This window comes from Sulfitobacter sp. 1A13496 (assembly GCF_043557225.1).
GTDB classification, from domain to species: domain Bacteria; phylum Pseudomonadota; class Alphaproteobacteria; order Rhodobacterales; family Rhodobacteraceae; genus Sulfitobacter; species Sulfitobacter faviae.
Genome location: NZ_JBIFFP010000001.1, coordinates 448,946 through 473,431, shown reverse-complemented (window position 1 = coordinate 473,431; position 24,486 = coordinate 448,946). Strand labels below are relative to the sequence as shown.

Below are 24,486 nucleotides of genomic sequence, written 5' to 3'. Positions count from 1 at the left end.
CGCAGCGCAGCATTTCAAGGTTTTTTCTGCATTGCAGCATGAGCCCGAAGGGTGTTTGGATTACCTAAGGTAATCAGTCGTTTGCCTTGCGGGTCACATAGCTACCCGGGGCATCAGCGAGAATCTCGCGCCCATCGTCGCCGGGAAACCGTGCGGGAATCATTGCCCCTGCCCGTTTGGCCAGCCACTTGCCCCACCGTGGCCACCAAGACCCTTCGTGAAAGGCGGCGGCCTCGCGCCATGCGGCGTAGTCCTGCGTGAGATCGCCGTTCACATAGTGGCCGTATTTCTTCCGATTGGGCGGATTGACGATGCCCGCGATATGGCCCGATTGCGCCATGATAAAGGTCTTGTCCTTCGACCCCATCTGCTGCACCCCGCGGTAGCAGTCTTTCCACGGCGCGATGTGATCCGTCTCACAGGCCACGGCGCAGAGCGGCACCTCGATATCATCCAGCGTTAGCCGCTCTCCGAGCAGTTTGAAACCGCCCTCGGCCAATTCGTTTCGCTGGCAGAGACCGCGCAGGTATTGCATTGCCATCTGCCCCGGCAGATTGGCCCCGTCGCCGTTCCAATAGAGCAGGTCAAAGGCCGGGGGCGTCTCGCCCATCATGTAGCTGCGCACGGCGGGGCCATAGACCAGATCGTTGGAGCGCAGGAATGAGAAGGTACGCGCCATGACGACCGAGGGCAAAATGCCCTTATCCGCCGTCTCGGCCTCGATCCCGTCGATGAAGTCATTGGTGAGGAAGGGCTGAAACTCCCCCTGATCCGAGAAATCGGTGAGCGCGGTGAAGAAGGTCGCGGATTTGATCGAGCTATCGCCACGTTTTTTCAACAGCGACAGGGTCAGCGCCAGTGTGGTGCCGGCGATGCAATAGCCCACCACGTTGAGGCGCTTTTCCTGAGTGATCGCCTTCACCTCTTCAATCGCGGCGAGGTAGCCCTCTTCGACGTAATCCTCCATGCCGATCTGGGCATAGCTGGCATCGGGGTTCACCCATGAGACGATGAACAGCGTGTGCCCCTGATCGACCAGCCATTTGACGAGACTGTTCTGCGCCTTGAGGTCGAGAATGTAGAACTTGTTGATCCACGGCGGGAAGATCAACAGCGGGGTTTTATGGACCTCTTCGGTGCTGGGGGAGTATTGGATCAACTCGAACATGCGGTTGCGAAACACCACCTTGCCCGGCGTGGTGGCGATGTTGCGGCCCAGCTCAAAGGCGCTGTCATCCGCCAGTTTCACGACCAGCTCGCCGTTGTTGGCCTCCAGATCCGCGATCAGGTTTTCCAGACCTTTCACGAGGCTCTCGCCCTCGGTCTCAACCGCGCGTTCCAGCACGTCGGGATTGGTGGCAAGGAAGTTGGTCGGCGACATCATCGCGATGATCTGCTGGCTGAAATAGACCAGCCGCTTTTTCTCGGCCGGGTCCATGTCTTGGGCATCTTCGACCGCTTGGCGCAGCGCCTCGGCGTTGATCAGATACTGCTGTTTGATGAAGTTGAAATAGGGATGCGTCTGCCACAGCGGATTGGCGAAACGTTTGTCGGTCGGCGCGTCCTCTTCAACCGGGGCCAAACCGCCCTTGGCCAGCGCCTGCTGCGCCTCGACGAAATGGGCGACCGACTTGGTCCAATAGCCCATCTGATGCTCCATCAAACGGGCCGGATTGGTCATCGCCTCGGCCCAGTAAGACTGCGCCGCTTTGGCAAAAAGCTGTTGGTTCGGACCATCGAGCGCGGGCTGATGGCCCTCGCGCTGCGCCATCACACGGGTCAGGCGCTGGCTTAATTCTTCAACCTTTTTCAAGTTTTGCGCCATACGAGACAGGGCTTGAGGCTCGGCAATCTCGGGATTCTCGGATTCTGTTGTCATCTTAACCCTTACCTCCTATCTTCGCAGGTGCAGCATAAAGGAGCCCCCACATGCGCTATATGGCCACCTACGACATGATGGAGTCCATCCGGAACACCAATCAATGGCTCGGCGCTTCTGCGCTTGCTATGGCATCCTACCCGGCTTTCTCTCTGTTTCCAAACCCTGCGATGGAATGGCTCGCCGCTTGGGGTGAGGTGACGGAACGGACCTTTGCTCGGATGGTCGTCAAACCCGATTGGGACATCCCCCCGGTGGTCGGCCCCAAGGGGCAGGACTGTCTGGTCAGCATCGAGCCGGTGATGGAACGGCCCTTTGGCGATCTGCTGAAATTCTCGGTCCAAGGCCGCGAAGAGACGGGCCGCAAGGTTCTTTTGGTCGCGCCGATGTCGGGTCATTACGCCACGCTGCTCCGTTCCACTGTGATCTCCCTGCTGCCTGATTGCGACGTCTATGTGACGGACTGGCACAATGCGCGTGATATTCCAGTTAGTGCGGGCAAGTTCGACATCGAGGATTATACGCTCTACCTCGTTGATTTCATGCATAACCTTGGCCCCGACACCCATGTGATCGCGGTCTGTCAGCCTGCGCCGCTGACGCTGGCCGCCACCGCCTATCTGGCCGAGGAAGCGCCCGAAGCTCAGCCGCGCACGCTGACGCTGATCGGCGGGCCGATCGACCCCGATGCCGCGCCCACAGACGTGACCGATTTCGGCCATAGCGTGACCATGGGCCAGCTTGAGCAGATGATGATCCAGCAGGTCGGCTTCAAATACGCGGGCGTGGGGCGCAAGGTCTATCCGGGGCTGTTGCAACTTACCTCCTTCATCTCGATGAACAATGACACCCACCGCGATGCCTTTGCCAATCAGATCACCCGCGTGGCGCAAAAGACGGCGCATGAGCATGACAAGCACAACAAGTTCTACGACGAATACCTCGCCGTGATGGACATGCCGGCGGAGTTCTACCTGTCGACCGTGCAACGCATTTTCAAAGAGCGCGAGATCGCGCGCAACGTCTTTACCGTGGCGGGCCGTCAGGTCGACATCGGCAAGATCACCACCGTCGCCGTCAAGACGGTCGAGGGCAGCAAGGATGACATTTCGGCCCCCGGCCAGTGCATCGCCGCTCTTGATCTGCTGACCGGGCTGCCAGATGCCAAGAAGGCCAGCCATCTTGAGCAGGGCGCGGGCCATTACGGGATCTTCGCGGGCAAAGGCTGGCGCAACAACATCCGGCCCTTGGTGCTTGACTTTATCGACGCGAACAACGGCACGCCTGAGCCGCAAAACCCTGCGCCCCAAACGCCCGAGCCGCAAAAGCCCGCCTCTCAGAAACCCGAGGCCAAGAAAAGCGATAAACCGGCAGCGGCCTAAGCCACTGCCCTATTGCAGCACGAGAGGTTGATGCAGCCAGTCGCGCAGCGCGGCGGTGGTCGCCTCTGGCTGCTCTAGGCTGGGCAGATGGCCCGCGTCTTCGAGCACCGTCAGCTTGGCATAGGGGATCATCTCGGCCATGAAGGCATGGCGTTTGACCGGGCAGAGCGCGTCATGCTCCCCACAAAGCACCAGCGCGGGCACCTTGCATTTGCGCAGCACCGCCTGCTGATCGCGCCGCCGTTGCAAAGCGCGGGATTGGCGGACGAAGACATCGCCGCCCAGCGTCTCAGCCATCTCCATCGCGCGGGTCAGCACCTCGCCCCGCCCCTTGCCGGGGGCGAGGAAACCATTGGCCATCCGCGCCTGCATTGCCTCCCCCAGCTTGCCCGACTGCGCCATGATGATCTGCGGTTCACGGTCCGCGGCAATGGCGGGCAATTCGGCCAGCACGTGGGTGGCCAAGAGGGCAATGCGGCTGATCCGGTCGGGTGCGCGGCGCAGCAGTTCCAGCGCCACCACACCGCCCATGCCCTGCCCCACCAGCGAGAAACGCGGCGGCAGTTGATCCAACAGGCCCGAGGCGATCTCTTCGATCCGTTCGCCTTGGGTGATCGGGGCCAGCACCACGGTCCCGAGCGGGGACAGCGCTTGGATCTGCGGCGTGAAGACACGCGCGTCGCACATCATGCCGGGCAGCAGAACGATCGGCTCAGCCATTGGGCAGGCTCCGGTGCGGTATGCGGTTGAAATAACGTGGTTTCATGCCGTCCCCCTTGGGTTTGGCGGTCTCTTAGCATGGGTGGTTTCGAGGGACAGCGGGGCGCAGGCGCGTCGGCGGTTCCATGCCCGCGCCCTTGGTCACCCCTTGGTCACCCCGCGTCGCCGGAGACCGCGTTGATCGCCTCGACGATCATCGCCAGACAGCGCGCGTCCGAGAACCGGTGATCGGCATCCTTGACCAGCGTCAGTTGCATGTCGGGGCTTTGCGCATGCTCCAACAGCCGCACCGCCGTGGCCGTGCTGACGGCGGTGTCCGCCGTGCCCTGCAACAGGCGCACCGGGAACGGCAGGTTCAGCGGATCGCGCAGCACCAACCGCTTGCGCCCGTCCTCGATCATCCGGCGGGTGATGATGTAGGGCTCCATATAGTCCGACGGCAATTCGACCTGCCCGACCTCTTCCAACGACTGTTTCTGCGCCTCGGTGAAATTCGCCCAATAGCCATCTTCGGTGAAATCGGGGGCCGCGGCGATGCCGACCAGCCCGGCGACCCGCTCGGGCAGATGCCGCGCCAAGAGCAGCGCCTGCCAGCCGCCCATCGAGGAGCCGACGACGATCAGCGGCCCCTCGGTCAGCGCCGCGACTGCGGCCAGCGTGTCTTCGTGCCAATCGCCGATGCACCCTTCGGTAAATAGGCCCGACGATTCCCCATGGCCCGAATAGTCGAAGCGCAGAAAGGCGCGCCCCTCGGCCCGCGCCCAGTCTTCGAGATAGACCGCCTTGGTCCCCATCATGTCGGACTTCAGCCCGCCCAGAAACACCACGCAGGGCCCCGCCCCTTCGGTCTTGTGATAGGCGATGCGCCGCCCCTGCGGCGTGTCGATGAATTTGCTGTCTGCCATGCTGCCTCCGTCGTTCGTCCAATCATGGGCATCGCGGCGGATGAGGGCAAGTCAGTCCTCGGCCAGATGCTCAACCTCCGGCAGCCAATGGGCCAACACGGCGGCGGCCAGCGCCATGACGGCAAAAAGCATCAGCGTTGCTTGCGCCCCGATCAGCGCAGCCCCGCCGCCCAGCACGCCCGCCAGCAGCAAGAGCAGCCCGATCACTGTATTGCTCACCGCCGCATAGGCGGCGCGCTGGTCTTTCGGGGCCATGTCGACCAGATAGGTCGACCGCCCCTGCCGCACGCCGTGATAGGCGATCATCAGGATGAAGAGCACGGCGGGCATCGCCCAGACCGCCTGCGCCAGACCAAGGAACCACAGCCCCACCGCCAGCGCCATCGCCACTGAGCCAACGACGCCGGTCAGCATCAGCACACGCCGGCTCGACATATCCGACAGCCGCCCCCAGACGTAGGAGCTGACCAAAGACGCCAGCGCGGAGGCCAGCACCAAGGCGCCCAATTGCCCCAACTGCCCGCTCTCCGACGATCCGGCCAGCACTACGAGATAGGGCGGCGCGAGCGCGGTCGAGACCAGAAGCCCGCGCACCAGAATAAACAGCCACAGGTCGCGGTTGCCGCGCAGCAGTTTGAAATCCACGCCATCGCCCTCTTCAGTCTCGCTCGGCGTTTCCATGATCGTCGAGAACAACAGCGCCGCGCCGATCCACAGGGCCGCCGCCAGCGCGATGGCTGCCACCACGACGCCTCGGCTTTGAAACAGGCCCGACATCAGCAGCCCGGCAAAGATCACCACCCCGACCGAGGAGACCGACCCCGCCAAGCCGGTCACCGATCCGCGCCGGGTCTTACCCACCGTCTTGCCCAAAATCTCCTTGAACGACACCGAACAGGCCGCGCGGCAAACGGCGAGCAGCGCCAGCGCGGCGCAGACCGCATAGCCCCCCGTGGCCCCCTCAAGGCTGAGCGCAGCAAGGGCGATCAGCCCCGCCGCGCCCCCCTGCCCGACCGAACCCCAGACCCAAGCCCATTTGCGCCGTGCCATGCGCTGCACCACGCCCGCCAACGCGATCTGCGGCAAAAGCGAGCCTGCCTCGCGGATCGGCACCAAGGCGCCCGCGAAAACCGCAGGCGCGCCAAGAGCGCTCAACAGCCAAGCCAAGACCAGTTTCGGATCGATCAGACCATCGGCCACCTTGGTCATCGACAGCGACACGATATGGCGCAGCCCGTTGCGGGCCTCGGCCTGCTGCGCCTTGTCGTCCAACCCCGGTGCCGGGTCGTCCGCCCCCGAAATCGTCTCGAATGTGCGCTGCGCCGTGTCGTCTTGCATCTGACCGATCCTCGTTGTTGCCCGCCTGACATAGCGCGCCATCGCCCTGCCACAACTTTCCCGAAGCGGCCCCGCTTGCATTGACAAGCCGCGCCTGCCCCGCCACATAGGCCCAACACATAACCCGCAACCGGGCGTCTCGTAGGCGCCAAACCGACGAGGAGCGCCCAAGATGGCCCAAATCTCCCTCACCCTTCCCGATGGCAACAGCCGGCAATACGACGCCGGGATCACCGCTGGTGAAGTGGCTGCCGATATCTCTAAATCGCTCGGCAAAAAGGCCATCAGCGCCACCGTGAACGGCGCGCATTACGATCTGGCGTGGCCGATCGAAGCCGACGCCAGCATCGCTATCCACACCATGGCCGACGAAGAACAGGCCAACGAGCTGGTGCGCCACGACCTTGCGCACATCATGGCCCGCGCCGTGCAGGAAATCTGGCCCGACACCAAGGTCACCATCGGTCCGGTGATCAAGGACGGCTGGTATTACGACTTTGACCGCAAAGAGCCCTTCACCCCCGAAGACCTCGGCGCGATCGAAAAGAAGATGAAAGAGATCATCAACAAGCGTGACCCCGTCCGCACCGAGGTCTGGGACCGCGCCCGCGCGATCAAACATTACGAAGACCTGAACGAGCCCTATAAGGTCGAGCTGATCAACGCGATCCCCGGGAATGAGCCGCTGCGCATGTATTGGCATGGCGATTGGCAAGACCTCTGCCGTGGGCCGCATCTGCAACACACCGGCCAAGTGCCGGGCGACGCCTTCAAGCTGATGTCCATCGCCGGTGCCTATTGGCGCGGCGACAGTGACCGCGCGATGCTGCAGCGCATCTACGGCGTGGCCTTCACCGGCAAGGAGAAACTGCGCGCCCATCTCAACATGCTGGAAGAGGCCGCCAAGCGCGACCACCGCAAGCTGGGCAAGGAAATGGGCCTGTTCCACATGCAGGAAGAGGCGCCCGGTCAGGTCTTCTGGCACCCCAACGGCTGGCGCATCTACACCACCTTGCAGGACTACATGCGCCGCATGCAGGACCGCGATGGCTATGTCGAGGTCAACACCCCGCAGGTCGTTGACCGCAAGCTTTGGGAAAAGTCCGGCCACTGGGACAAGTACCAGGAAAACATGTTCATCGTCGAAGTCGACGAGGACCATGCCCGCGAAAAGGCGGTGAATGCGCTCAAACCGATGAACTGCCCCTGCCACGTTCAGGTCTTCAACCAAGGTCTCAAATCCTACCGCGACCTGCCGCTGCGCATGGCCGAGTTCGGCTCCTGCGCGCGCTACGAGCCGTCGGGCGCGTTGCACGGCATCATGCGGGTGCGCGGCTTTACTCAAGATGACGGCCATATCTTCTGCGCCGAGGATCAGATCACCTCGGAAACAGCGAAGTTCATCGCCTTCCTGTCCAAGGTCTACGCCGACCTCGGCTTCCATAACTGGACCATCAAGCTTTCCACCCGCCCGGAAAAGCGGATCGGCTCGGACGAGACATGGGACCATATGGAACAGGCGCTCGGCGATGCCTGCAAGGCCGCGGGCTATGACTTCGAGGTGCTCGAGGGCGAAGGCGCTTTCTACGGCCCGAAGCTGGAGTTCACCCTGACCGACGCCATCGGGCGCAACTGGCAATGCGGCACCCTGCAAGTCGACGCGAACCTGCCCGAACGACTGGAGGCGAGCTTCATCGGGCAGGACGGCAACAAGCACCGCCCTGTCATGCTGCACCGCGCGACCCTGGGCAGTTTCGAGCGTTTCATCGGCATCCTGATCGAAGAGCACGCGGGCAAACTGCCCTTCTGGCTCGCCCCGCGCCAGGTCGTCGTGGCCTCCATCACTTCCGAGGCCGATGACTATGTGGCCGAAGTCGTCGAAACCCTGAAAGCCGCCGGTGTCCGCGCCGAGGCCGATATGCGCAACGAGAAGATCAACTACAAAGTCCGCGAGCATTCGCTGGGCAAGGTGCCGGTGATCCTCGCCGTGGGCGCGCGCGAAGTCGAAGAGCGCACGGTCTCGGTGCGGCGTCTGGGGCAAAAGCAGACATCCGTAAAGCCGCTCGACGCACTCACCGCCGAACTGGCACAGGACGCGACCCCGCCTGACCTGCGCTAACGCGCTGTAACAAACATGCGCTCCGGCGGGTTTGCGGGCAATATGCCCCCTGCCTGCCGGAGCGTTTTTGTAACAATCCCACCCTTCCTGCGCGGGATCGTTACAACTTTCGCCGTTTTTCCGCGTGAATTCTGACGGGACTGTGACACACTCGCTCGTGACTGGCTTGTGAGCGAACGGGCTGCTCTAGTAAGCCTGTCAACACCATCAGGAAGGAAAATGACAATGTCCAACACACTCAAGACCGCAGCCATCGCAGGGGCCGTCGCCGCCGCACTCGGCAGCCACGCCACCACCGCAACCGCCGCTTCGCAAGAGAAATGCTATGGCGTATCGCTGGCTGGTGAGAACGACTGCGCCGCGGGCCCTGGCACGACCTGCGCCGGCACCTCCGTGACCGACTACCAGGGCAACGCATGGACCCTCGTCGACGAAGGCACCTGCGCCGAGATCGATCTGCCCGCCATGGCCGACGGGACCGAGCGGACCGGCTCTCTTGAGCCGCTTGACCGCGACCTGCCCGCTTAATCAAAGCGGTCCGGGCGGCACCCGCCCGGACCCTGCCCCGCCCCATGCCGGAGGCCGATATGCGCGACGATACCCCCCCTCTCACCACGCTGCCCAATGCCCCCGGGGTCGGATATAAATCCCGGCACTTTGATGGCTTGATGGCCGATCCAGGCCCGGTCCGCTGGATCGAAGTGCATGCCGAGAACTACATGGGCGACGGTGGCCGCCCCCATGCGCAGCTGCGCGCCTTGCAGGAACGTTTCGCCCTGTCGGTTCATGGCGTCGGCCTGTCGATCGGCGGCGAAGGCCCCCTCGACACAGACCACCTCGCGCGGCTCAAGACCCTCTGTGACCGAACCCAGCCCGCGTCCTTCTCCGAACATCTGGCGTGGTCGACCCATGGGATGGAGTATCTCAACGACCTCCTCCCCCTGCCCTATACCGAAGAAACGCTGACCCGCGTCGCCGCACATATCAATCAGGTGCAAGAGGTCTTGGGGCGGCAAATGCTGCTTGAAAACCCCTCAAGCTACCTCGCATTCGAAGAATCCGACTTGTCCGAAACCGACTTTTTAGCCGAGGTCATCGCGCGAACCTCCTGCGGGCTCTTGCTGGATGTCAACAATGTCTTCATTTCGGCCACCAACCTCGGGCTATCGCCGCAAGGCTACATCGACGCCTTCCCGACAGACCATGTGGGGGAGATCCATGTGGGCGGCCATGACGACGACACCGACGATCACGGCGCGCCGCTGTTGATCGACAGCCATGGCAAAGAGGTCGTCGATCCGGTCTGGGACTTGCTCAGCTACACGCTGGCCCAAACCGGTCCAAAGCCGGTACTGGTCGAGTGGGACAATGACGTGCCCGACTGGCCCGTCCTGCGGGCCGAAGCCAATCGCGCCGCCGAGGTTCTGGCGTGACCGACCAGCACAGTTTTCGCGCGGCGCTGCTCGATCCCGCACGCCCCGCCCCCGCGGGGCTGCGCGATGGCAAGGGGCAACCGGCGGGCGCGCGTTATGGCGTCTATCGCAACAATGTCACCCATTCCCTGATCGCCGCCCTCGAAGTGGCCTTTCCGCTGGTGCGCAAGCTGATCGGTGCCCGCAATTTTGCCGAACTCGCGCCGCTCTATGTCCGGGCGCATCCGCCGAAATCGCCCTTGATGATGCATTATGGCGCGGATTTCCCGGGGTTCATCGCAGGTTTCGCGCCACTGGCGAGGATCGGCTATCTCGCCGATGCCGCAAAGCTCGACCTCGCGCTGCGGTCTTCCTACCACGCCGCCGACGCGGCACCGCTGGATCCGCAGACCTTCGAGGCGCTCCCTCCCGATGCGCTGATGGGGGCCAAGCTGACCCTCGCCCCCGCGACCCGCCTTTTGCGATCAGATTGGCCACTTTTCGACATCTGGCGCTATAATTTCACCGAGAACGCGCCAAAGCCGCGCAACGTCGCGCAGGACGTGGTGATCACCCGCCCCGCTTATGATCCCGCCCCGCATCTGGCGCCGCCCGGCGCGGCGCAATGGTTCGGTCACCTTGCCGAGGGGCGGACCTTCGGGGCGGCCAATGATGCCACAGTCGGTGCCGCACCTGAGTTCGACCTTGCCGCCGCCCTAGGCTTTGCCCTGAGCCACGGCGTCTTCAGCGCGATTTCCGTGGAGGAAAGCAAATGACCCGAGTTCTGCGCCTTTACCGCACCGCCGCCGACCGACTGGAGCGGGCCGGCTGGCTGCTTCCAACCCTTGCCCGCTTCCTCTTTGCCGCGGTGTTGCTGGTCTACTTCCTGAACGCCGGTCTAACCAAACTCGGCCCCGGCCCTTTGGGCATCTTCACCCCTTCCACCGGCGCCTACGCCCAGATCTTCCCCCGCGTTTTCGAGGCGGTCGGCTATGACAGTGACGCGCTTGAGCTGTTTCATTGGCTTGTCGTCGTCGCCGGAACAGTGGCGGAGTTCATCCTGCCCCTGCTTATCGTCATCGGGCTGCTGACCCGGCTGGCCGCGCTGGCAATGGTAGGCTTTGTCGTGGTGCAATCGCTGACCGATCTCTACGGCCACGGCAGCGCCCTCGGCGCGTGGTTCGACCGTTTCCCCGACGCCAATATCCTCGACCAGCGGGCGCTCTGGATCTTCTTGCTTTTGGTGCTCGTCATCAAAGGGGCCGGCCCCCTGTCACTGGACCGGCTTTTGGCGAGCCGCGGTTAAAGCATCGCTTGAACGTCGGCTTCTATCTCTTTGTTCCACCCCATAAACAGCCGATCACCCACCGCAATCAGGGGCCGCTTCATCAGGGCCGGATGGGCTTTAATCAGGGCCAGCGGCTCTTCCTTGCGGGCCGCGTCATCCAGCCCGCGCCAGGTTGTCGAACGGGTGTTGAGCAAGGCTGCACCAAACTGCGCGTGGGCCTTTTCCAAGACCGCGGTGGGCACGCCCTCCTCCCGCACGTCGACCAATTGCGCCTCTGGCAGCGCCTTTTTCGCTTTGCGACAGCTGTCACAATTTTTCAGCCCATAAATTTGCACATCCGTCTCCCTCAGCTTCCCGATCCCGCGTCCATTTGCGGATCTCGCGGCTCATCGCTTGATTTTTTCCCAGTCCGCGCGATCTTTCTATTATGGCGGGTCGCAATTCAATCGCTTTCGCCATTCTGCTGAACGCAGAGACGCAAAGACAAAGGAGGCGCGGAGATTATGCCAACTGGCACCGTGAAATGGTTTAACACCACCAAAGGCTACGGGTTCATCGCCCCCGAAAGCGGCGGTAACGATGTATTTGTTCATATTTCGGCGGTCGAACGGTCTGGCCTGACCGGCTTGGCGGACGATCAAAAGGTCAGCTATGAATTGACCGAAGGCCGCGACGGACGGCAGATGGCCACCGACCTCGCGCTGCTCTAGCCACGATATTGCAAGAAAACACCCGGCGTCCCGCGCCGGGCGTTGCTTGAAAAATCAGTTATACGAACAGCCCTTGGTCCCAACCGGGCAAGGCACGCGGGCTGAACGGCGCGGTGTGACCACGCGGTGACGGCGCTGCACGGGGTGCGCCTTGACCTCAGCATAGGTCATGGTCTGGTTCGGCGTTCCACAGCAGATCGCCCCGCCAAGGGTCACCGGCTGCAGCCCCGCCGGGCAATAATTTGCGGAACTGGGATAGGCGTAGACCTTGGACTCTGCCGAGACCTGACCGGCCAGCCCGGCTGAAAGCAGCCCTGCCGCCACTGCAATAGCTGTCATTAGGCGCATGATAACCCTCGTAATTATGTATAATAATAACAAAGATTGCCGGGGCGCTTTCCTTTAGTCCAGGCTTTTATGGCAGGCCCGCTTTAGTTCAGCCGGGCCGGAAGTGTTGCATAGCCGTGAAAGCGGATGCGCCCGCCCCCTTGGCGGGCCGCGCTAATTTCATAATCCGGGTAGCGGTTCAGGAAGCGTTGAAGCGCGATCTTCCCTTCCATCCGCGCCAAAGTCAGCCCCACGCAGACATGCGGGCCACCGGCAAAGGCCAGATGCCGATTGGGCTTGCGCCCGATATCGAATTTTGTCGGCTCCTCAAAGACTTCCGGGTCGCGGTTCGCAGCCCCGATACAAAGGTGCAGGTTGCTGCCCGCGGCGATCTCGACCCCGCCGATGGTGACCGGGGCCGTGGTTTCCCGGTTGCCGAATTGATTGGGCGAGCGGAAGCGCAGCACCTCTTCGATACAAGGCCCGATCAGGGCAGGCTCGGCCAGCAGCCGGGCCTTTTGGTCGGGATGGTCATGCAGCAGCGCAAGGGCGCTGCCGATCAGATTAGTCGTCGTCTCATGGCCCGCGTTCAGGATGAAAATACAGTTTTGGATCAACTCGATCTCGGTCAACTGCCCCCCGTCATCCCCCGCGATCAACCGGGTCAACACATCGGTTTCAGGATCCCCCGGCGCGGCCCGGCGCCGCGCGATGAGGTCTTGCAGATAGGCTTTGAACTCCCGCACCGCGGTATGGCCTGCGTCTAGCGCCGCATCGCTCAAGGTTGGCTCCAGCGCGCCGAGGATCGCCAGCGACCAATCGCGAAGCGGGCCGCGCTCCTCCATCGGCACGTCCAGCAGGTTGCCGATGATCTGCACCGGGATGCAGCTGGCATAGTCCTCGATCAGGTCCGGCGCGGGGCTCAGCCCTTCAAGCAGCCGGTCGACCGTATCAATCAACCCCGGCTCCATCCGCGCCAGCGCCTTGGGCGTGAGGGCCGAGGTCATGATCCGCCGCACGCGGGTATGCAAAGGCGGGTCATTGAAAACGAGGCTGGTGGAGTGATGTTCAAACAGGGGGCTGCCGGGGCCGAATTTCGGCGCGAAGGCCAGTTTCTTGTCCGAGATATAACGTGTGGGGTCGCGGTAGATCGCGTTCAGATCCGCATGGCGGCAAATCAGGACCGAGCCGTCAGGCTGGCGCAGCACCGGGGCCTCGCGCAGCAGGCGGTCGTAATGGGGGAACGGGTTCTCGACAAACCCTTCGGGCGGTGCGGATAGATCAAACATGACCCGCAGTGATGCCCGCCGCGCGGCCTATGTCAATGGCCGGTCAGCAGCGGCGCAGCCACTCCCGCGCGATGGCACGCGGACCCGATGTGCGCAGGCAAAGGTTGCCCAATTCGATCCATTCGTCTGGGTCGAACGCGGGAAAGAACGCATCGGCGCCGTCGATTTCCACATCCACTTCGGTCACCAAAAGCCGGTCCGCAAGGGGCAAAAGCGCGCGGTAGATGCCTTCGCCGCCGATGCCGTAGACCCGGCGATAGCCCTCTGCTGCGCAATAGCCCAAAGCGGCTTGCGGGTCGCGCGCCACATTTACGCCCTCGACCTCGCTGCTGGAGACGACGCAATTCAGCCGGTTTTTCAGTGGCTTGAAGGGCAGGCTCTCCCATGTACGGCGCCCCATGATGATGGCCCCACCGGTGGTTTCACGCTGAAAGAATTTCAAGTCTTCGGGCAGCGACCAAGGGATATCCCCGCCTTTGCCAATGGCGCCGTTGCGGGCGCGGGCGACAATCAGGCTCAGCATCAGACGGCCACCGGCGCTTTGATCGCGGGGTCGGGATCATAGCCCTCGAAGGTGAAATCCTCATAGCGGAAATCAAAGATCGAACTGACCTCGCGGTTGATCCGCAGTTTTGGCAGCGGCTTGGGCGTCCGCGCAAGCTGGGTTTTCACCTGCTCTAGATGGTTGGAATAGATATGCGCGTCACCCATGGAATGCACGAAATCACCCGGCGCGTAGCCCGTGACATGGGCCAGCATTTCCAAGAGCAGCGCATAGGAGGCGATGTTGAACGGAACGCCAAGGAACATATCCGCCGAACGCTGGTAAAGTTGCAAATGCAGCTTGCCGCCCGCGATACGCACCTGCCAAAGCGTATGGCAGGGCGGCAGCGCCATCTGGTCCACCTCGCCCGGATTCCACGCCGAAACGATCAGGCGGCGGCTGTCAGGGGTCTTGCGGATCGCCTCGACCAGTTTGACGATCTGGTCGACCTGCCCGGCCTGATACAGCACCGTGCCATCGGGCTGGGGCATCGGTTCACCCACCATCGGAAAACGCCGCCACTGGTGGCCGTAAACCGGGCCAAGATCACCGTTTTCATCGGCCCATTCGTCCCAGATGCGAACACCGTTTTCCTTGAGATAGGCAATGTTCGTATCCCCGGCGAGGAACCACAAAAGCTCATGCACGATGGATTTCAGATGCAGCTTTTTCGTGGTGACCAGCGGGAAGCCGTCGGCCATCCGGTAACGCTGCTGCATCCCGAAATGAGAGATCGTCCCCGTTCCCGTGCGGTCGGTCGAGGTCACCCCCTGCTCCAGCACTTCGCGCAGCGCATCATGGTACTGTTTCACGCGGGCTTCCTCATCATTCGTGGCGGTTGCTTCTGCATAGCCTTCCGGGCCCTCGGCCTCAAGCCGATCAACTGACATCGCCCGCCCACTTTGACTCCGCGGGTTTCGCCCCTATCCTCCACCGCGAAGCGCGAAGGGTTGATTTGCCCCCCCGCTTTGAACGACATTCAAGCTTGGAAGGGCGCCGCCCCGTTCAGGCCAGCCAACCAAAGGAAAACCGATGCCCATCAAATACCTGCACACCATGGTGCGCGTGAAAGATCTCGACGCCTCCATCGCATTTTACAAACTTCTGGGCCTGGTCGAGCGGCGTCGGATCGACAACGAAGGGGGCCGTTTCACGCTGGTTTTCCTCTGCCCCCCGGGCATGGACGACGGTCACGCCGATGTTGAGCTGACCTACAATTGGGACGGCGACGACGCGCTGCCCAGCGACAGCCGCCATTTCGGCCACCTCGCCTATACGGTCGAGAATATTTATGAGACCTGCCAGCACCTGCAAGACAACGGCGTGACCATCAACCGCCCGCCGCGCGACGGGCGCATGGCCTTTGTCCGCTCGCCTGACAATATTTCCGTCGAATTGCTGCAAGAGGGTGACGCCCTGCCCGCGCAGGAGCCATGGGCCAGCATGGAAAACACCGGCCATTGGTAAGGGGTGCCGCCCGCGCCGCCCCGGCGCTGATGATTGTAGCGCGGGGGGCTTTTCCGCCTCCCGCGCTCGGCCCGCGCTTTTCTGATGCCCCGCCGAAGGCAGAGAGATGATCCGCGCCGCCCTCGCCCTTTTTCTCACCCTATCAGGCACGCAATGGGCCGAGGCCGCCTGTCGGCAGGCGCTGACCTTGGGGCTGGACGTTTCTGGGTCTGTCGATGCGCGGGAGTATCGGTTGCAGATGGGCGGTTTGGCCGAGGCGTTGGACGATCCGCGCCTGCGGGACGCTCTTCTGGCGCGGCCCGGAGATCACGTCGATCTGATGGTCTATGAGTGGAGCGGGTCCAGCGATCAGCGGGTGATCCTGCCTTGGACGCCTTTACGCGATGCGGCTACGCTTGACGATGCCATCACCCTTTTGCGCAGTACCGAGCGGATCGCGGCGTCGCCCGGTACGGCCTTGGGAGATGCGATGCAATTCGGCGCGCGGCAGTTGGCGGCGCGTTCGGACTGCCGGAAACACACGCTGGATATTTCGGGCGATGGCATCTCGAACTTCGGACCGCGGCCCAGGGATATACGCAGCAGCCTCCAAAACCAGCCCCTTGGGCCACAAGGGCTGACCATCAACGGCTTGGTGATCGGCGCGAAAGACGCGGGCCTTGACGATAGCGGACAGGCCGAGGTCGGCGCGCTGGCGTCATACTACCGGGACGAGGTCATCCTCGGCCCCGGATCATTCGTTGAGACGGCAGAGGGGTTCGAAGATTACGCCCGCGCCATGACGCAAAAACTGCTGCGTGAATTGGACGAGCGGGCCTATGCTCACCTCCCCCCTGCCCGCGATCAGTAGATATAGCGGATCTGGTCCGTCCAATACCGCTCCATCCGTTTGAGCGAGCGGGTGATATCCTCGATCCCCGCATCCCCTAAGACACCCTTGCTTTCCATCCCATCCGCATGGCGCGAGAATAGATCGGCTACCACATCGCGAATATAGCGCCCCTTTTCGGTCAGGCGCACGCGCACGGAACGGCGGTCAATCTCGCAGCGCTGGTGGTGCATATAGCCCATTTCGACCAGTTTCTTGAGGTTGTAGCTGACGTTGCTGCCCTGATAGTAGCCGCGGCTTTTAAGCTCCCCCGCGGTGACCTCATTATCGCCGATGTTGAACAAAAGCAGCGCTTGCACGGCGTTGATCTCCAACACGCCGACGCGTTCGAATTCGTCCTTGATCACGTCCAGCAGCAAGCGGTGCAACCGCTCGACCAAAGACAGGGACTCAAGATAGCCTGCCATGAAACCCTTTATGGCCATCGGCTGCGTGGCGGGGTCTTGAATGCTCATGCGAAATCTCCGGTTCACTTTGTTTGAACCGGAAACTCGCTAAAAAATCAGAATAATTCGTTAAACCCTTTCGGGTTTTCTGAATTAGCCCCGCGCCTCGGCCAATTGCCCTCGGATATCTGCGATCAATCCCTCATATTCGGCGGGTGCCTCGGCCTGTCCGCTGACCCAAAGATAGAGGTCGTGGTCATTCTCGTTCAGCATCTGGTCGTAAAGTGTGAGGCCCGCGTCATCCATCTGCGGCAAGCGCGCCTCGGCATAGGCCGAGAGGATCAGGTCCATCTCCTTGATGCCCCGGCGCATAGAGCGCATTTGCAGGCGTTTGATCCGGTGTTCGGGGGCTTCAGCCATCTGCGGGCTCCATCATGAGGCGCCGAATGCGCTTTTCCAATTTGCCGACAGTCTCGGCCTTTTTCAGCAGGTCGCTGCGCAGGGCGCGCATGTCGGCCAGCACTTCTTCGAGGTCCACACGGCGCGCGGTCTCGCCCGCTTCGGGGGCGTCGACGCCCTCCCCCTCGCCCGTGATCAGCCACATCATCGAGACATTGAGCAGCCCCGCCAGCATCGACAGCCGGTTGGCGCGTGGCTCTGACAGGTCGTCTTCCCAACCGCGCAGGGTGGACAGGCGCACGCCCAGCCGTTTGGCCAGCATCGCCTGTGTCATGCCGGTCTGTTCGCGGGCCGCCGCGACCCGGTCGCCAAAGGTGGCGGCCTCGGGGCCGTACCAGTCAATCTCGTCGGTCATGCTTTATCTCCTGCCAGACACCCTTGCCGGGTGCGGGGACGCCCCCTATGAACGTGGAGATATTCATAAGCAACCCGAGGCTGAAATGGAACTGCTGTCCGCGACCCTTGATCGGGTCAAACCGTCGCCCACCATCGCCGTCACCACCAAAGCGGCAGAACTCAAGGCCGCGGGGCGCGACATCATCGCGCTTGGCGCGGGCGAGCCGGATTTCGACACGCCGCAGAACATCAAGGACGCAGCCGTGGCCGCGATCAACGCGGGCAAGACGAAATACACGCCCGTCGACGGCATCCCCGAATTGAAGCAGGCGATCTGCGCCAAGTTCAAGCGCGACAACGGCCTCGACTACACGCCCGCGCAGGTCAGCGTCGGCACCGGGGGTAAGCAGATCCTCTATAACGCGCTGATGGCCACGATGAACCCCGGCGAAGAGGTCGTGATCCCCGCGCCCTATTGGGTCAGCTACCCCGACATGGTGCTTCTCGCGGGCGGCACGCCGGTCATTGCCCCCGCGACGCTGGAGAATGATTTCAAGCTCACCCCCGAGGCGCTGGAAGAGGCGATCACCCCCAAGACCAAATGGTTCATCTTCAACTCGCCCTCGAACCCCACCGGGGCGGGCTACAGCCGCGACGAGCTGAAGGCGCTGACCGACGTGCTGATGCGCCACCCACATGTCTGGGTGATGACCGACGACATGTATGAGCACCTCGCCTATGACGGTTTCGAGTTCTGCACGCCGGCAGAGGTGGAACCCGCGCTCTACGACCGCACGCTGACGGTCAATGGCGTGTCAAAAGCCTATGCCATGACAGGCTGGCGCATCGGCTATGCCGCGGGGCCGGAAAAGCTGATCGGTGCGATGCGCAAAATCCAGTCGCAGAGCACCTCGAACCCCTGTTCGGTCAGCCAATGGGCCGCGGTGGAGGCGCTCAACGGCACGCAGGACTACATCGCCGAAAACAATGAGACCTTCGTGCGCCGCCGCAATCTGGTGGTTGAGATGCTCTCGGCCATTGAGGGCATTACCTGCCCCACGCCCGAGGGGGCGTTTTACGTCTATCCCTCCATCGCCGGGCTGATCGGCAAGACCTCGGCGGCGGGCACCAAGATCACGGATGACGAGGCTTTCGCCACCGCTTTGCTTGAGGAAACCGGTGTTGCGGTCGTCTTTGGCGCGGCCTTCGGGCTTTCGCCGAATTTCCGGGTCAGCTACGCTACCTCGGATGAGGCGCTGAAAGAGGCGTGCAGCCGTATCCAGAGCTTCTGCGCCGGGCTGACGTAAGGGACAACACCATGGCGGGCGATCTTCCCGACTATTACTTCAGGGTCCGCGAGAATGGCGCGGCGGTGTTTCGGCTCGATGCCGCCAACCGCCAGCGCCGGATCGAGATGGAGCAGATCGCCGTGGTCAACATCCGCAACGGAGAGGTAAAGCCCCATGGGCAGCACCGTTTGACCGAAGCCGATCAGGCCGAGATTGCCCGGTGGACCAAGGCCCGCCGCGAGACCCTTGCGGCGCGCGAGATCGACGACATCCGCCGCGCCGTGGAGCATCTGAACCTCACCACCCAATGGGCGCAGTCCCGCGCCACGGATGCCGAGCTTGAGGCGGTGACGGATGAGTTGCTGCTGGCGATGCACGACCTGCGCAGCACGCTGGTGCGCAAAAAGGCGGATCGGATGGACCGGGGCTAAGGCCTAAACCGCCAGCCGCTTGACGATGACGCCCCAGAAACGCGCATTCAGCAGCAGCCCGGCCACCGCCAGCCCCGCCACCAGACCGGCCCAGATGCCCATGGCCCCGAAGCCCAGCACAAAGCCCAGCAGGTAGGAACAGGGCATGCCGACGATCCAATAGCTGACCGCGGCCATGACCATCGGCACTTTGGTATCCTGCACCCCGCGCAACAGCCCAAGGGCCACCACCTGCGCCCCATCGACCAGTTGGAACAGCGCCGCCATCACCAGAAGCCCGGTGCCGATGGCGAGAATTTCAGCCCGCGCGGGCTCATCCTCTTGCATGAAGACCGAGATCAGCGGCTCGGGCCAGCCGACAAAACCGACCATGGTGAGCAGCGCAAATACCAGCGAAAGCACGGTCACGATCACCGCCCCGCGCTTCATATGCGGCACGTCGCGGCGGCCATAGGCATTGCCTGCGCGGATCGTGGCGACATTGCTCAGCCCCAGATGCACCATGAAGGTCAGCGAGGCGAGTTGGATCGCGATGCCATGTGCGGCCAGCGGGATCGTCCCAAGCCAGCCCATCATCAGCGAGGAGGCCGCGAAGAGGCCGACTTCGCTCAGCGTGGTCAGGCCAATCGGCAGCCCCAGCGTGAACACCCGCAGCAGCATCTGGCCGTCCGCCCGCCAGAGCCGCACGAACAGACTGTGCTGCGGCAGGGCGATCAGCACATAGATCACCACCCCGATCAACGAGACGCATTGCGTCGTGACCGAGGCCACAGCCGCCCCCATCACGCCAAGCTCCGGCGCGCCCCAGTTGCCGAAGATCAGCGCGTAATTCGCCAGCGCATTGACCCCGGCCGCCAGCAGGGTGATCCACAGCACCACCTGCGTGCGCTCCAAAGCGGCAAGGTAGGATTTCAGCACCATCACCAAAAGCGCAGGAAGAATGCCCCAGCCCGCCACCTTGAGATAATCGCCCGCCCGGTCAGCTAGGTTCGGCCCCTGCCCCAAAAGGTCCAGCACCGCGGGCGACCAGATCATCGCAGGCAGCGCGATCATGGCGAACCCCACCGAGAGCCACAGCCCCATGCGCGTGGCGCGGCGCAGGCCGATCTCGTCATCCTCGGCGTCATAGGCGGCCACCAAGGGCATTACCGCCATGGCAAAGCCCGACCCAAAGATAAACAGGACGAAGAAATAGGTGCTGCCCAAGACCACCGCCGCCAGTGCCTCGACCGAATACCAGCCGAGCATGACGGTATCGGTCACGCCGATGGCCATCTGTGCCAGATGCCCGCCGATCAGCGGCAGGCCGAGTGTCAGGATCGCCCGGGCGTGATTGCGGTTGGTCATTGTCTTGCTCATGGCACGAGCCTTACGCCGGGTCGCTGCAAAGGGGAAGTGCGGTTTTTACGCTCTGCCATGGGTTTGCGCGGGGCCGATGCCACTGTTTTGCCATGAAATCCTTGCGTCCGCGGCCCTTAACGGCAAAGCTGGTGGCAGAAGGGCTCGCGATGGAACCGACACGGACCGAAACCCGCCGATTGAACGGTCAGGAGATTTTCATTCGCCACTGGGGCGATGAGAGCCTGCCGCCCTTGTTGATGCTCCACGGTTTTCCCGAATACGGCGGCGCGTGGCGTGATCTGGCACCGTTGCTCTGCCAAGACTTCCATTGTATCGCCCCCGACCAGCGCGGTTATGGCCAAAGCAGCGCGCCCGAGGGGATCGAACCCTATGCGATGGCGCATCTCATGGCCGATATGGCCGCCTTGATCGGCAATAGGCCGGTGACCGTCTTGGCGCATGACTGGGGCGCATCGGTAGGCTACGCCTTGGCGATGTTCCGGCCCGAATTGGTTGCCCGGCTGATCGTTCTCAACGGCGTGCATCCCGTGCCATTTCAACGCGCCATGGCCGCAGGCGGTGCGCAGTCGCGCGCTTCGCAATATATCAATGCGCTTCGTGCCGAGGGCAGCGCGGTAAGACTTGCCAAAGACGATTTCGCAGGGCTGCTAGACCTCTTTTCCGCCAATATGGACCTAAGCTGGCTGACGCCCGACCGGCTTGAGGACTACCGCGCGGAATGGGGGCGGCCGGGGCGGCTCAGGGCGATGATCAACTGGTATCGTGCCTCCCCCCTGCAAGTCGCCGCGCCCGGCAAGCCCCTGCGCGACCTGCCAGAATTCCCGGTCGACCGTTTGCGCGCCCCCTGCCCGCATCTGCTGATTTGGGGAACGGAGGACACCGCCCTTCTGCCCGAAGCCACCGCCGGGTTGGAGGCTTTCGCGCCGGACCTCACCCGGGTCGAGATCGAAGGGGCGGATCACTGGCTGCACCACCAAAAGCCGTCAGAGGTGGCGGCGGCGGCACTCGACTGGTGTAGGCAGCGGCCCTTGTAAAATGGGCGAAATATTGTATATTCAGATATGCATTCAGGAGCCGCGCCATGACCCGCATTCATACCAACCACATCGCCACCATGACCGAAATGCGCGAACCGCATAAGGTATTGGAACGCTCGGGCGGCAAGCCCGTGGCAGTGATGAAGAACTCGCGCTGCGTGGGGTATTTCGTCCCGGCCGAGGCGACATTGCGGGAAGAACCGCGCGTGGCCACGCTGGATGAGGTGATGGAGAGCATTGCCGCCACCCGTGAGCAAACCCAGCCCGTGCTCGACTACCTCAAAGACAAATGACCTATGTCCTGCTGAACGCCGAGCTTGTCGAAACGATTCACAATGCCGTCTTGAACCCCGGAGAGCTTGCTGGTCGGGCGCTGGATAAATCTCTCGATGGGGCCCTGGGGCGGGTCGACAACAGGCTGGTCTACGGGATGATCGAAGACACCTTCGATCTTGCCGCTGCCTATTGTGTCGCCGTGGCCACCGGTCATGTCTTCAATGATGCGAACAAGCGCACTGCCTATAAAACCATAATTGTTTGCTTGCATCTCAATGGCATCCGCATCGCCCACGACACCATTGAGGCTGGCGATCTGATCCGCGAAGTAGCCCAAGGCCGCATCGACGAAGAAACTCTCGCCGACTGGCTACGCGCCAAAGCTGGCTGACCGGGGCAAAACAGCAGCCCAAGACAAACCCGCGATTGCCCCCGGCGCGCGGGGCTGTCAAAATGGCCCCCACCCACAAACAAAGAGCAGGCCCGCATGACCGACCTTCTTTCCGGCCAGGAACCCACCGAATACGATGCCTCCTCCATCGAAGTGCTGGAGGGGTTGGAGCCCGTGCGCAAACGCCCCGGGATGTATATCGGCGGCACCGATGAGCGCGCGCTGCACCACATGGTGGCCGAGGTGCTCGACAACTCGATGGACGAGGCGGTCGCGGGCCATGCCAACCGGATCGAGGTGGAGTTGAACGCCGATTACTCCGTGACCATCCGCGACAACGGCCGCGGCATCCCGATCGACCCGCACCCGAAGTTTCCGGACAAATCCGCGCTCGAGGTGATCCTCTGCACCCTGCACGCCGGCGGCAAGTTCTCGGGCAAGGCTTACCAAACCTCGGGCGGCCTGCATGGCGTTGGCGCTTCGGTGGTCAACGCGCTTAGCGATTCCATGGTCGTACAGGTCGCGCGGAACCGTGAACTCTTTGAGCAACGCTTCTCGCGCGGCATCCCGCAAGGCCCGGTCGAGAAAATCGGCGCGGCCCCAAACCGGCGCGGCACCACCGTGACCTTCCACGCCGACGAACAGATTTTCGGCGCGCACCGGTTCAAACCCTCGCGTCTGCTCAAGATGGTCCGCTCCAAGGCCTATCTCTTCTCCGGCGTCGAAATCCGCTGGAAGTCCGAGATCGAGGACGGCGACACGCCGATGGAGGCGACCTTCCACTTCCCCGGCGGCTTGGCCGACTACCTGCGCGAGACGTTGGGCAGGGCCACGACCTATGCCGAGAACCCCTTTGCCGGGACCGTCGAGTTCCAAGAGCGCTTTGGCGTGCCGGGCAAGGTCGAATGGGCGATCAACTGGACGCCCGCGCGCGACGGTTTCATCCAGTCCTACTGTAACACCGTCCCCACGCCCGAGGGCGGCACCCATGAAAGCGGCTTCTGGGCCGCGATCCTCAAGGGCATCCGCGCCTATGGCGAGCTTGCCAACAACCGCAAGGCCAAGGACATCACCCGCGATGACCTGATCACCGGCGGCTGCGCGCTGGTGTCATGCTTCATCCGCGAGCCGGAGTTCGTGGGCCAGACCAAGGACCGCCTCGCCACCACCGAGGCGCAGCGACTGGTCGAGAACGCGGTGCGCGACCATTTCGACAACTGGCTGGCGGCGGATACGAAATCCGCAGGCGCCATCCTCGATTTCCTCGTGCTGCGCGCCGAAGAGCGGATGCGCCGTAAGCAGGAAAAGGAAACCGCGCGGAAGAGCGCTACGAAGAAACTGCGCCTACCGGGCAAGCTGACCGACTGCACCAGCAAGACCCGCGAGGGCACCGAATTGTTCATCGTCGAGGGCGACTCGGCAGGCGGCTCTGGCAAAGGTGCGCGCAACCGGAATACGCAGGCGCTGCTGCCACTGAAGGGTAAAATCCTTAACGTGCTGGGCGCGGCCTCCAGCAAGCTGACGACCAATGCCGAGATCAACGACCTTTGCGAAGCGCTTGGCGTTGGCATGGGCACGAAGTTCAACCTCGACGATCTGCGCTATGATAAGATCATCATCATGACCGACGCCGACGTCGACGGCGCGCATATCGCGTCGTTGCTGATGACCTTCTTCTTCACCCAGATGCGCCCGCTGATCGACGCGGGCCATCTCTACCTCGCCTGCCCGCCCCTGTTCCGCCTGACCCAAGGTGCGAAACGGGTCTATTGCCTTGATGAGGCTGAGAAAAACATGTGGTTGGAGAAGGGCCTCGGCGGTAAGGGCAAGATCGACGTCAGCCGCTTCAAGGGTCTGGGCGAGATGGACGCGAAGGACCTCAAGGAGACCACGATGGACCCTGAGACCCGCAAGCTCATCCGCGTGACCGTGGACGAGGACGTACCGGGCGAGACCGGGGATCTGGTCGAGCGGCTGATGGGGAAGAAGCCTGAGATGCGGTTTGCCTATATTCAGCAGAACGCGCAGTTTGTGGAGGAGTTGGATGTTTGAGGATGCGGCAGACTTTATTTCTTTCTTTGAAAAGGGTGAAATGTCATGAGTTTCACACAACACTGCGAAGAATGGGCTATCAGCAACATGACTGGGTAGGGAGGTACGAACTCCTAACTACCTTAGAAAGCACTGCGATTAAGAGCCTCGTCAAATTCCTTTCGGCACTCGCTATTTCATATCTATTCCTAACGTCAC

At 62.6% G+C, this 24,486-nt stretch carries 28 protein-coding genes; 15 read left to right on the top strand and 13 right to left on the bottom strand.

Annotation, left to right across the window (positions count from 1 at the left end; translation table 11 throughout):
• Window positions 1–73: 73 nt before the first annotated feature.
• Window positions 74–1,879, bottom strand: a complete 1,806-nt coding sequence (locus ACGYLX_RS02380) for a PHA/PHB synthase family protein (protein WP_394447154.1) — start codon at window positions 1,877–1,879, stop codon at window positions 74–76.
• 50 nt (window positions 1,880–1,929) lie between these two features.
• On the opposite strand from ACGYLX_RS02380, the gene phaZ reads away from it, so the two are divergent.
• The gene (gene phaZ / locus ACGYLX_RS02375) at window positions 1,930–3,261 is read left to right on the top strand and encodes a polyhydroxyalkanoate depolymerase (RefSeq protein ID WP_394447152.1); all 1,332 of its coding nucleotides are present in this window, start codon (window positions 1,930–1,932) and stop codon (window positions 3,259–3,261) included.
• Between the two features lie 9 nt (window positions 3,262–3,270).
• Here phaZ and ACGYLX_RS02370 read toward each other — a convergent pair whose 3' ends face one another.
• From ACGYLX_RS02370 to ACGYLX_RS02360, 3 genes are all read right to left on the bottom strand, one after another.
• Window positions 3,271–3,981, bottom strand: coding sequence for an alpha/beta fold hydrolase (locus tag ACGYLX_RS02370; protein WP_394447150.1), 711 nt, complete (start codon window positions 3,979–3,981; stop codon window positions 3,271–3,273).
• 152 nt (window positions 3,982–4,133) lie between these two features.
• Window positions 4,134–4,886 (bottom strand): alpha/beta hydrolase, encoded by a 753-nt coding sequence (locus tag ACGYLX_RS02365; RefSeq protein ID WP_394447148.1) that lies wholly within the window; start codon window positions 4,884–4,886, stop codon window positions 4,134–4,136.
• Window positions 4,887–4,937: 51 nt separating this feature from the next.
• Window positions 4,938–6,224: an MFS transporter gene (locus ACGYLX_RS02360; RefSeq protein WP_394447146.1), complete on the bottom strand. Its 1,287-nt coding sequence runs from the start codon at window positions 6,222–6,224 to the stop codon at window positions 4,938–4,940.
• Window positions 6,225–6,396: 172 nt separating this feature from the next.
• Between ACGYLX_RS02360 and thrS the strand changes: the two genes are divergently transcribed.
• From thrS to ACGYLX_RS02335, 5 genes are all read left to right on the top strand, one after another.
• On the top strand, window positions 6,397–8,343 hold the full coding sequence (gene thrS, locus ACGYLX_RS02355; protein WP_394447144.1) for a threonine--tRNA ligase: 1,947 nt from the start codon (window positions 6,397–6,399) through the stop codon (window positions 8,341–8,343).
• Window positions 8,344–8,568: 225 nt separating this feature from the next.
• Window positions 8,569–8,871 carry a DUF2282 domain-containing protein gene (locus tag ACGYLX_RS02350; RefSeq protein ID WP_271687884.1) on the top strand — a complete coding sequence of 101 codons (303 nt, stop codon included), beginning with the start codon at window positions 8,569–8,571 and terminating at the stop codon, window positions 8,869–8,871.
• A gap of 59 nt (window positions 8,872–8,930) precedes the next feature.
• Window positions 8,931–9,776 carry a DUF692 family multinuclear iron-containing protein gene (locus ACGYLX_RS02345; RefSeq protein WP_394447142.1) on the top strand — a complete coding sequence of 282 codons (846 nt, stop codon included), beginning with the start codon at window positions 8,931–8,933 and terminating at the stop codon, window positions 9,774–9,776.
• Entirely contained in the window at window positions 9,773–10,531 is a 759-nt protein-coding gene (locus ACGYLX_RS02340; RefSeq protein ID WP_394447140.1) for a putative DNA-binding domain-containing protein, read from the top strand. Before ACGYLX_RS02345 ends, ACGYLX_RS02340 begins: the two co-directional genes overlap by 4 nt.
• Entirely contained in the window at window positions 10,528–11,061 is a 534-nt protein-coding gene (locus tag ACGYLX_RS02335) for a DoxX family protein (protein WP_394447138.1), read from the top strand. Before ACGYLX_RS02340 ends, ACGYLX_RS02335 begins: the two co-directional genes overlap by 4 nt.
• On the opposite strand, the gene ACGYLX_RS02330 is transcribed toward ACGYLX_RS02335, so the two are convergent.
• Window positions 11,058–11,378 (bottom strand): arsenate reductase family protein, encoded by a 321-nt coding sequence (locus tag ACGYLX_RS02330; RefSeq protein WP_394447136.1) that lies wholly within the window; start codon window positions 11,376–11,378, stop codon window positions 11,058–11,060. The two genes, ACGYLX_RS02335 and ACGYLX_RS02330, sit on opposite strands and share 4 nt — an antisense overlap.
• 168 nt (window positions 11,379–11,546) lie before the next feature.
• Between ACGYLX_RS02330 and ACGYLX_RS02325 the strand changes: the two genes are divergently transcribed.
• Window positions 11,547–11,753, top strand: a complete 207-nt coding sequence (locus ACGYLX_RS02325; RefSeq protein WP_067262111.1) for a cold-shock protein — start codon at window positions 11,547–11,549, stop codon at window positions 11,751–11,753.
• A gap of 54 nt (window positions 11,754–11,807) precedes the next feature.
• On the opposite strand, the gene ACGYLX_RS02320 is transcribed toward ACGYLX_RS02325, so the two are convergent.
• From ACGYLX_RS02320 to ACGYLX_RS02305, 4 genes are all read right to left on the bottom strand, one after another.
• A complete protein-coding gene (locus ACGYLX_RS02320) occupies window positions 11,808–12,092 on the bottom strand; it encodes a hypothetical protein (protein ID WP_394447134.1) in 285 nt (94 codons plus the stop codon).
• Window positions 12,093–12,184: 92 nt separating this feature from the next.
• A complete protein-coding gene (locus ACGYLX_RS02315; protein WP_394447132.1) occupies window positions 12,185–13,369 on the bottom strand; it encodes a cytochrome P450 in 1,185 nt (394 codons plus the stop codon).
• A gap of 43 nt (window positions 13,370–13,412) precedes the next feature.
• Window positions 13,413–13,892, bottom strand: a complete 480-nt coding sequence (locus tag ACGYLX_RS02310; protein WP_394447130.1) for a dihydrofolate reductase — start codon at window positions 13,890–13,892, stop codon at window positions 13,413–13,415.
• On the bottom strand, window positions 13,892–14,725 hold the full coding sequence (locus ACGYLX_RS02305; RefSeq protein ID WP_394448075.1) for a thymidylate synthase: 834 nt from the start codon (window positions 14,723–14,725) through the stop codon (window positions 13,892–13,894). The genes ACGYLX_RS02310 and ACGYLX_RS02305 overlap by 1 nt, the downstream gene beginning before the upstream one ends.
• A 220-nt stretch (window positions 14,726–14,945) precedes the next feature.
• Between ACGYLX_RS02305 and ACGYLX_RS02300 the strand changes: the two genes are divergently transcribed.
• Window positions 14,946–15,380 (top strand): VOC family protein, encoded by a 435-nt coding sequence (locus tag ACGYLX_RS02300; protein WP_067262125.1) that lies wholly within the window; start codon window positions 14,946–14,948, stop codon window positions 15,378–15,380.
• Window positions 15,381–15,486: 106 nt separating this feature from the next.
• Window positions 15,487–16,230: a DUF1194 domain-containing protein gene (locus ACGYLX_RS02295; RefSeq protein ID WP_394447128.1), complete on the top strand. Its 744-nt coding sequence runs from the start codon at window positions 15,487–15,489 to the stop codon at window positions 16,228–16,230.
• Here the strand turns inward: ACGYLX_RS02295 and ACGYLX_RS02290 are convergent.
• The 3 genes from ACGYLX_RS02290 to ACGYLX_RS02280 all read right to left on the bottom strand — a co-directional run bounded on the left by ACGYLX_RS02290 (window position 16,224) and on the right by ACGYLX_RS02280 (window position 17,469).
• The gene (locus tag ACGYLX_RS02290) at window positions 16,224–16,724 is read right to left on the bottom strand and encodes a MarR family winged helix-turn-helix transcriptional regulator (RefSeq protein WP_067262129.1); all 501 of its coding nucleotides are present in this window, start codon (window positions 16,722–16,724) and stop codon (window positions 16,224–16,226) included. The two genes, ACGYLX_RS02295 and ACGYLX_RS02290, sit on opposite strands and share 7 nt — an antisense overlap.
• Window positions 16,725–16,808: 84 nt before the next feature.
• Window positions 16,809–17,075, bottom strand: coding sequence for a succinate dehydrogenase assembly factor 2 (locus ACGYLX_RS02285; protein ID WP_394447126.1), 267 nt, complete (start codon window positions 17,073–17,075; stop codon window positions 16,809–16,811).
• Window positions 17,068–17,469: a helix-turn-helix domain-containing protein gene (locus ACGYLX_RS02280; RefSeq protein WP_067262132.1), complete on the bottom strand. Its 402-nt coding sequence runs from the start codon at window positions 17,467–17,469 to the stop codon at window positions 17,068–17,070. Before ACGYLX_RS02280 ends, ACGYLX_RS02285 begins: the two co-directional genes overlap by 8 nt.
• Before the next feature lie 85 nt (window positions 17,470–17,554).
• On the opposite strand from ACGYLX_RS02280, the gene ACGYLX_RS02275 reads away from it, so the two are divergent.
• A complete protein-coding gene (locus tag ACGYLX_RS02275; RefSeq protein WP_394432694.1) occupies window positions 17,555–18,757 on the top strand; it encodes a pyridoxal phosphate-dependent aminotransferase in 1,203 nt (400 codons plus the stop codon).
• An 11-nt stretch (window positions 18,758–18,768) separates the two neighbouring features.
• Window positions 18,769–19,170: a hypothetical protein gene (locus tag ACGYLX_RS02270; RefSeq protein ID WP_271693256.1), complete on the top strand. Its 402-nt coding sequence runs from the start codon at window positions 18,769–18,771 to the stop codon at window positions 19,168–19,170.
• 3 nt (window positions 19,171–19,173) lie between these two features.
• Here ACGYLX_RS02270 and ACGYLX_RS02265 read toward each other — a convergent pair whose 3' ends face one another.
• Window positions 19,174–20,529 carry an MATE family efflux transporter gene (locus ACGYLX_RS02265; protein WP_394447124.1) on the bottom strand — a complete coding sequence of 452 codons (1,356 nt, stop codon included), beginning with the start codon at window positions 20,527–20,529 and terminating at the stop codon, window positions 19,174–19,176.
• A 149-nt stretch (window positions 20,530–20,678) separates the two neighbouring features.
• Between ACGYLX_RS02265 and ACGYLX_RS02260 the strand changes: the two genes are divergently transcribed.
• The 4 genes from ACGYLX_RS02260 (at window position 20,679) to parE (ending at window position 24,288) form a co-directional block, all read left to right on the top strand.
• Entirely contained in the window at window positions 20,679–21,566 is an 888-nt protein-coding gene (locus ACGYLX_RS02260) for an alpha/beta fold hydrolase (protein ID WP_394447122.1), read from the top strand.
• A 47-nt stretch (window positions 21,567–21,613) separates the two neighbouring features.
• On the top strand, window positions 21,614–21,862 hold the full coding sequence (locus tag ACGYLX_RS02255) for a hypothetical protein (protein WP_394447120.1): 249 nt from the start codon (window positions 21,614–21,616) through the stop codon (window positions 21,860–21,862).
• On the top strand, window positions 21,859–22,236 hold the full coding sequence (locus tag ACGYLX_RS02250; protein ID WP_394447118.1) for a type II toxin-antitoxin system death-on-curing family toxin: 378 nt from the start codon (window positions 21,859–21,861) through the stop codon (window positions 22,234–22,236). Before ACGYLX_RS02255 ends, ACGYLX_RS02250 begins: the two co-directional genes overlap by 4 nt.
• Before the next feature lie 96 nt (window positions 22,237–22,332).
• Window positions 22,333–24,288, top strand: a complete 1,956-nt coding sequence (parE, locus tag ACGYLX_RS02245) for a DNA topoisomerase IV subunit B (protein WP_394447116.1) — start codon at window positions 22,333–22,335, stop codon at window positions 24,286–24,288.
• The last annotated feature ends 198 nt before the right edge of the window (window positions 24,289–24,486 follow it).

Bases quoted from the DNA above. Each gene is read 5' to 3' on its own strand.
- ACGYLX_RS02370 (WP_394447150.1), bottom strand. From the start codon at position 3,981: ATGGCTGAGCCGATCGTTCTGCTGCCCGGCATGATGTGCGACGCGCGT.
- ACGYLX_RS02345 (WP_394447142.1), top strand. From the start codon at position 8,931: ATGCGCGACGATACCCCCCCTCTCACCACGCTGCCCAATGCCCCCGGG.
- parE (WP_394447116.1), top strand. From the start codon at position 22,333: ATGACCGACCTTCTTTCCGGCCAGGAACCCACCGAATACGATGCCTCC.
- ACGYLX_RS02275 (WP_394432694.1), top strand. From the start codon at position 17,555: ATGGAACTGCTGTCCGCGACCCTTGATCGGGTCAAACCGTCGCCCACC.
- ACGYLX_RS02335 (WP_394447138.1), top strand. From the start codon at position 10,528: ATGACCCGAGTTCTGCGCCTTTACCGCACCGCCGCCGACCGACTGGAG.
- ACGYLX_RS02320 (WP_394447134.1), bottom strand. From the start codon at position 12,092: ATGACAGCTATTGCAGTGGCGGCAGGGCTGCTTTCAGCCGGGCTGGCC.
- ACGYLX_RS02350 (WP_271687884.1), top strand. From the start codon at position 8,569: ATGTCCAACACACTCAAGACCGCAGCCATCGCAGGGGCCGTCGCCGCC.
- ACGYLX_RS02270 (WP_271693256.1), top strand. From the start codon at position 18,769: ATGGCGGGCGATCTTCCCGACTATTACTTCAGGGTCCGCGAGAATGGC.
- ACGYLX_RS02250 (WP_394447118.1), top strand. From the start codon at position 21,859: ATGACCTATGTCCTGCTGAACGCCGAGCTTGTCGAAACGATTCACAAT.
- ACGYLX_RS02265 (WP_394447124.1), bottom strand. From the start codon at position 20,529: ATGAGCAAGACAATGACCAACCGCAATCACGCCCGGGCGATCCTGACA.
- ACGYLX_RS02380 (WP_394447154.1), bottom strand. From the start codon at position 1,879: ATGACAACAGAATCCGAGAATCCCGAGATTGCCGAGCCTCAAGCCCTG.
- phaZ (WP_394447152.1), top strand. From the start codon at position 1,930: ATGCGCTATATGGCCACCTACGACATGATGGAGTCCATCCGGAACACC.
- ACGYLX_RS02290 (WP_067262129.1), bottom strand. From the start codon at position 16,724: ATGAGCATTCAAGACCCCGCCACGCAGCCGATGGCCATAAAGGGTTTC.
- ACGYLX_RS02310 (WP_394447130.1), bottom strand. From the start codon at position 13,892: ATGCTGAGCCTGATTGTCGCCCGCGCCCGCAACGGCGCCATTGGCAAA.
- ACGYLX_RS02260 (WP_394447122.1), top strand. From the start codon at position 20,679: ATGGAACCGACACGGACCGAAACCCGCCGATTGAACGGTCAGGAGATT.
- ACGYLX_RS02285 (WP_394447126.1), bottom strand. From the start codon at position 17,075: ATGGCTGAAGCCCCCGAACACCGGATCAAACGCCTGCAAATGCGCTCT.
- ACGYLX_RS02360 (WP_394447146.1), bottom strand. From the start codon at position 6,224: ATGCAAGACGACACGGCGCAGCGCACATTCGAGACGATTTCGGGGGCG.
- ACGYLX_RS02315 (WP_394447132.1), bottom strand. From the start codon at position 13,369: ATGTTTGATCTATCCGCACCGCCCGAAGGGTTTGTCGAGAACCCGTTC.
- ACGYLX_RS02255 (WP_394447120.1), top strand. From the start codon at position 21,614: ATGACCCGCATTCATACCAACCACATCGCCACCATGACCGAAATGCGC.
- ACGYLX_RS02295 (WP_394447128.1), top strand. From the start codon at position 15,487: ATGATCCGCGCCGCCCTCGCCCTTTTTCTCACCCTATCAGGCACGCAA.
- ACGYLX_RS02300 (WP_067262125.1), top strand. From the start codon at position 14,946: ATGCCCATCAAATACCTGCACACCATGGTGCGCGTGAAAGATCTCGAC.
- thrS (WP_394447144.1), top strand. From the start codon at position 6,397: ATGGCCCAAATCTCCCTCACCCTTCCCGATGGCAACAGCCGGCAATAC.
- ACGYLX_RS02280 (WP_067262132.1), bottom strand. From the start codon at position 17,469: ATGACCGACGAGATTGACTGGTACGGCCCCGAGGCCGCCACCTTTGGC.
- ACGYLX_RS02325 (WP_067262111.1), top strand. From the start codon at position 11,547: ATGCCAACTGGCACCGTGAAATGGTTTAACACCACCAAAGGCTACGGG.
- ACGYLX_RS02365 (WP_394447148.1), bottom strand. From the start codon at position 4,886: ATGGCAGACAGCAAATTCATCGACACGCCGCAGGGGCGGCGCATCGCC.